Source organism: Streptomyces sp. WAC05292, assembly GCF_003949955.1.
GTDB classification, from domain to species: Bacteria; Actinomycetota; Actinomycetes; order Streptomycetales; family Streptomycetaceae; genus Streptomyces; species Streptomyces globosus.
This window is the reverse complement of the sequence record NZ_RPSE01000476.1, coordinates 1-4,216: the sequence shown is the minus strand read 5'-3', so window position 1 is coordinate 4,216 and position 4,216 is coordinate 1. Positions and strand designations below refer to the sequence as shown.

Sequence of the window (4,216 nt, the reverse complement as noted above, 5' to 3'; positions counted from 1 at the left end):
CCGCCGCCCGCCCCGCCGGAGCAGGAGCGCCAGGCCCTGCGCCGCCAGGCGCTCGAAGGCATCGCCGCCGGCGGGGCCGCCGGGCTCCGGGAGCAGCGGCGCCCGGGCACCGTGCCCCGTCAGGCCAAGGTCGGCGACCGGTACGTCGAACTCGCCCGAGAGCGCAAGGACAAGGTCTTCGTCATCCTCGCCGAGTTCGGTGACCAGGTGGACAACACGACCGAGTTCGAGGGCAAGCCCCGCTTCGGCGGGACCCCCGGCCCCCGCCACAACACGATCGGCAAGCCGTCCCGCGAGGACAACCACACCCTGTGGCGGAAGGACTTCGACCGGGCCTACTACCAGGAGCAGTTCTTCTCCACCGAGCCCCGGTCGGCGTCCGTCCGGGCCTACTACCGCCTCCAGTCCTCCGGGCGCTACGACATGGACGGGCACGTCACCGACTGGGTGCGGCTCCCCTGGAACGAGGCCCGCTACGGCACCGACAACTGCTCCGAGCCGGGCCAGTGCCGCACCAACTGGGACATGGTCCGCGACGCCACCGCCGCCTGGTACGACGCCGAGCGCGCCAAGGGCCGCACGCCGGAGCAGATCAAGGCGCAGCTCGCCGAGTACGACGTGTGGGACCGCTACGACGCCGACCGCGACGGCAACTTCGACGAGCCGGACGGCTACCTCGACCACCTGGTGATCGTGCACGCCGGCAAGGACCAGACGTGGGGCGGCGGCGCCCAGGGCAAGGACGCCGTCTGGGCGCACCGCTGGTTCGCCTACTGGGACCGGGCCGGCAGTGCCGGGCCCGACGGCAACAAGGCGGGCGGCACGCCCGTCGGCGCCAGCGGCATCTGGGCGGGCGACTACCTGACGGGCGGCGAGAACAGCGGCGCCGGCCTGTTCGCCCACGAGTACGGCCACGACCTGGGCCTGCCCGACCTGTACAGCTCGGACGGCGACAACAGCGTCAACTACTGGTCGCTGATGTCCTCCGGCTCGTACCTCGCCAAGGGCCGCAACACCACCGGCGCGTTCCCGGGAGACCTCGACCCGTGGAGCAAGCTCCAGCTGGGCTGGCTCGACTACACGGAGGCGGACGCGGGGCGCAGGACGCGCGCCGTGCTCGGCGTGTCCGGCTACAACACGGATGACCCGCAGGCACTGCTCGTGCACCTGCCGCCGTCGGTAACGCGCACCGAGCTGGCCGAGCCGTACGAGGGCGCGAGCCAGTGGTGGAGCGGCACCGGGGACCTCATGGACAACACCCTCGGCAGGACGGTCGACCTGACGGGGGCGGCCGCGGGCCGGCCGGCCCGGCTGGACGCCCGCGTCTGGTACGACATCGAGCAGGACTTCGACTTCCTGACGGTGGAGGCCTCCACCGACGGCGCGGTGTGGACGGCCCTGCCGGGCGCGGTCGGCGGGGCGCCGATCCCCGCGAAGGGCGTCTCCGGCACCTCGGGCGGCTGGGCGGAGCTGTCCGTCCCGCTGGACCGGTTCGCGGGCACCTCCTTCCGGCTGCGGCTGCGGGTGACCTCCGACGGCAACACCCATGGCAAGGGCGTCGCGTTCGACGACATCCGGATCACGGCGGACGGCCGCGAGGTGCTGCGCGACGGCGCGGAGCAGGGCGCGAACGGCTGGACGGCGGTCAAGTGGTCGCGCACGGAGGGGCGTACGGGCAGTGCGGAGCACCCGCGCGCGTACCTGGTCGAGAACCGCCGGCACACCGGGTACGGGGCGTACCTGAAGACGGGCCCGTACAACTTCGGGTTCACCGGCGACCGGGTGGAGTTCTACCCGTACCAGCAGGGCGTGCTGATCTGGCTGTGGGACACGGCCTACAGCGACAACACCACGAAGGCGCACCCGGGCGCCGGCATGCTGCTGCCGGTCGACGCCCGGCCGGAGCCGCTGCGGCACGCGGACGGCTCGCTGCTGAACGCCCGGGCCCAGACGTTCGACGCGCCGTTCTCGCTGCGGGCCTCGGACCGGATCGTGCTCCACAAGGCGGGGACGCCGACGGTGGTCCCGGCGCGGCCGGGCGTGTCCGTCTTCGACGACCGCCGCGGCTCCTACTGGCACCCGGACCTGCCGCAGGTCGGGGTGAAGGTGCCCGACACGGGGACGCGGATCGCGGTGGTGAAGGAGGCCGCCGGGGGCGCGCTGGCAACGGTGCAGGTCAGCCCGTCGTCCTGACCCGGGTCGCGGGCCCCTGACGGGGGCGGCCCGTCGGCCTCGTCGGGCCGGCGGGCCGCCGGGCGGCGGTATCGGGGCTCAGGTGGTGAGCAGGCGGTCGAAGAAGGAGCGGTAGCGCCGGAAGGCCAGCCTGAGGTCCTCGGTTGCGACCTCCTCGCCGCTGCCCCACTGCTTCTCCAACTCCTCCTTGTGGGAGGCGAACGTGCCGGCCAGGTGCTGCATGACGGCCGCCACCAGCTCGTCGGCCTCCCGGACGGACTCCCGCGGGTCGTCGACGAAGTCGCTCTGGATGCGGCTCCACCGCTCCCGGAAGTCCGCGGCCTCGGACTCCGGCATCAGCCGCTGGCCGCCGCCCCGGTCCGCGTCGTCCGCGTCGTCCGCACCGGTGCCGGCGCGGGCACCGGTCCCGGTTCCGCCCGCCGCACCGGTGTCTTCGGCCGCGTCCTCGGCCGTGCCCTCCTCCTCGGATCCGGGCAGCGGGGCGGCCTCGCCCGGGTAGGAGGGGGCGCCGCCCCCGCCGCCGGCGGCCGTGTCCGGTCCGCCGCGCGGCTGCGCCAGCTCCTCGGTGCTCAGCCCGCCGTACGGCCGGTCCGTGCCGGCGGGCCGGGTGCCTTCGTCCGCGGACCCGAAGTCGTCGGGGTCGCGTGTCACGTGGTCGTTCATGGCTCCTCCGTCCGCTGCCGGCCCCCGGGGGCGACGAGGAGTTCGTCGAACAGGGCCCGGTAGTGCACCATCGCCCCGCGCAGTTCCTCCGTGGTCGCGCTTCCGGCGCCGCTGCGGATGTGTACGTCGTGGGCGCTGCGGTAGTGCTCCAGAGTGCGGCCGTGTTCCACCGACAGGTCCTGGAGCTGCTGCCGGTAGCCGTCGGTCGGGTAGCCGCGGTCCCGCATGACGCGGGTGACGAGGGAGTCGGCGTCGGCCACGGCCGTCTGCGGCTGGTCGACGAACCGCTCCTGGATCCGCCCCCAGTCGCGGGCGTACTGCTCCCGCGCCTCGGGAGGGAGTTCCCGGATCTCCAGGGAGTCGTGGCGCCGTTCGCGGCTCCGCAGCTCCCGCTCCGCGGACCTGCGGCCGCCCGACTGCTCGACCGTGCGGTCGTACTCGGGGCCGAACCGGCGCTGCAGACGGCGTCGGCGGGTCATCATCCGCACGCCCACGCCGATGAGGATCAGCAGCAAGGCGCAGGCCACGATGATCGCGATGAGGGTTTCCGTTGACATGGTGCCTCCATGGCCTTGCGTCGAAGCTCACGGCACCTGCCCCTGCCGGCCGCGGCGAAACGCACCCGCCGCCCGCGCCGGGGCTCCGGCCTCGCGACTGCCGCGCCCGCGTTTCCGGGCGGCCGGGCCGGGCAGGCGCCGCTGCGGACGGGCGCGCCGCGCGAGCGCGCCGGCGTGCGGCCGAGCCGGAGCGGCCGGAGAGGAGAGCACCCGTGAGGAAACGTTCCGAGTCGGAGCCGAGACGACTGCTCGCCCTCTATTTGGGCGATCATCTCGCGGGCGCCACCGCTGGTCTGGAGCTGATGCGGCGCATCGCCCGGCAGCACCGGGGCGGCCCCGCCGCGGCCCGTCTCGCCCGGCTGGCCGCGGAGGCCGAGGAGGACCGGGACGCGCTGCGGGAGGTGATGACGGCGCTCGACCTCCCCCTGTCGTCCGGGCGCGCAGCCCTCGGTTGGCTGGGTGAGAAGGCCGGCCGGCTCAAGCTCAACGGCCGCCTGCTGAGCCGCTCCCCGCTCAGCGACGCGGTCGAGTTGGAGGCCATGCGGCTCGGCGTCGAGGGGAAGGCCGACTGCCGGCGCTCCCTCCAGGCCGTCGCCGACACCGACCCGCGCATCGACCGGGGCCGCATCGACGCCCGCCTCGCCGGCGCCCGGCACCAGTCCGACGTGCTGGGGATGCTGCTGCCGGTAGCCGTCGGTCGGGTAGCCGCGGTCCCGCATGACGCGGGTGACGAGGGAGTCGGCGTCGGCCACGGCCGTCTGCGGCTGGTCGACGAACCGCTCCTGGATCCGCCCCCAGTCGCG

4 protein-coding genes are annotated in these 4,216 nt (G+C 74.4%); 2 read left to right on the top strand and 2 right to left on the bottom strand.

Translation table 11 applies throughout. From position 1 onward, the window contains the following. Positions 1-2,193: immune inhibitor A domain-containing protein (locus tag EF903_RS29545; RefSeq protein WP_125548067.1), on the top strand; the 2,193-nt coding region annotated here is incomplete at its 5' end. 78 nt (positions 2,194-2,271) lie between these two features. On the opposite strand, the gene EF903_RS29540 is transcribed toward EF903_RS29545, so the two are convergent. Beyond that, on the bottom strand, positions 2,272-2,856 hold the full coding sequence (locus tag EF903_RS29540; RefSeq protein ID WP_125548066.1) for a hypothetical protein: 585 nt from the start codon (positions 2,854-2,856) through the stop codon (positions 2,272-2,274). Then, positions 2,853-3,413: a hypothetical protein gene (locus EF903_RS29535; RefSeq protein WP_125548065.1), complete on the bottom strand. Its 561-nt coding sequence runs from the start codon at positions 3,411-3,413 to the stop codon at positions 2,853-2,855. The genes EF903_RS29540 and EF903_RS29535 overlap by 4 nt, the downstream gene beginning before the upstream one ends. A gap of 212 nt (positions 3,414-3,625) precedes the next feature. Between EF903_RS29535 and EF903_RS29530 the strand changes: the two genes are divergently transcribed. After that, the coding region (locus tag EF903_RS29530; RefSeq protein ID WP_185902893.1) for a hypothetical protein at positions 3,626-4,216 on the top strand (591 nt) is incomplete at its 3' end.

Bases quoted from the DNA above. Each gene is read 5' to 3' on its own strand.
- EF903_RS29540 (WP_125548066.1), bottom strand. From the start codon at position 2,856: ATGAACGACCACGTGACACGCGACCCCGACGACTTCGGGTCCGCGGAC.
- EF903_RS29535 (WP_125548065.1), bottom strand. From the start codon at position 3,413: ATGTCAACGGAAACCCTCATCGCGATCATCGTGGCCTGCGCCTTGCTG.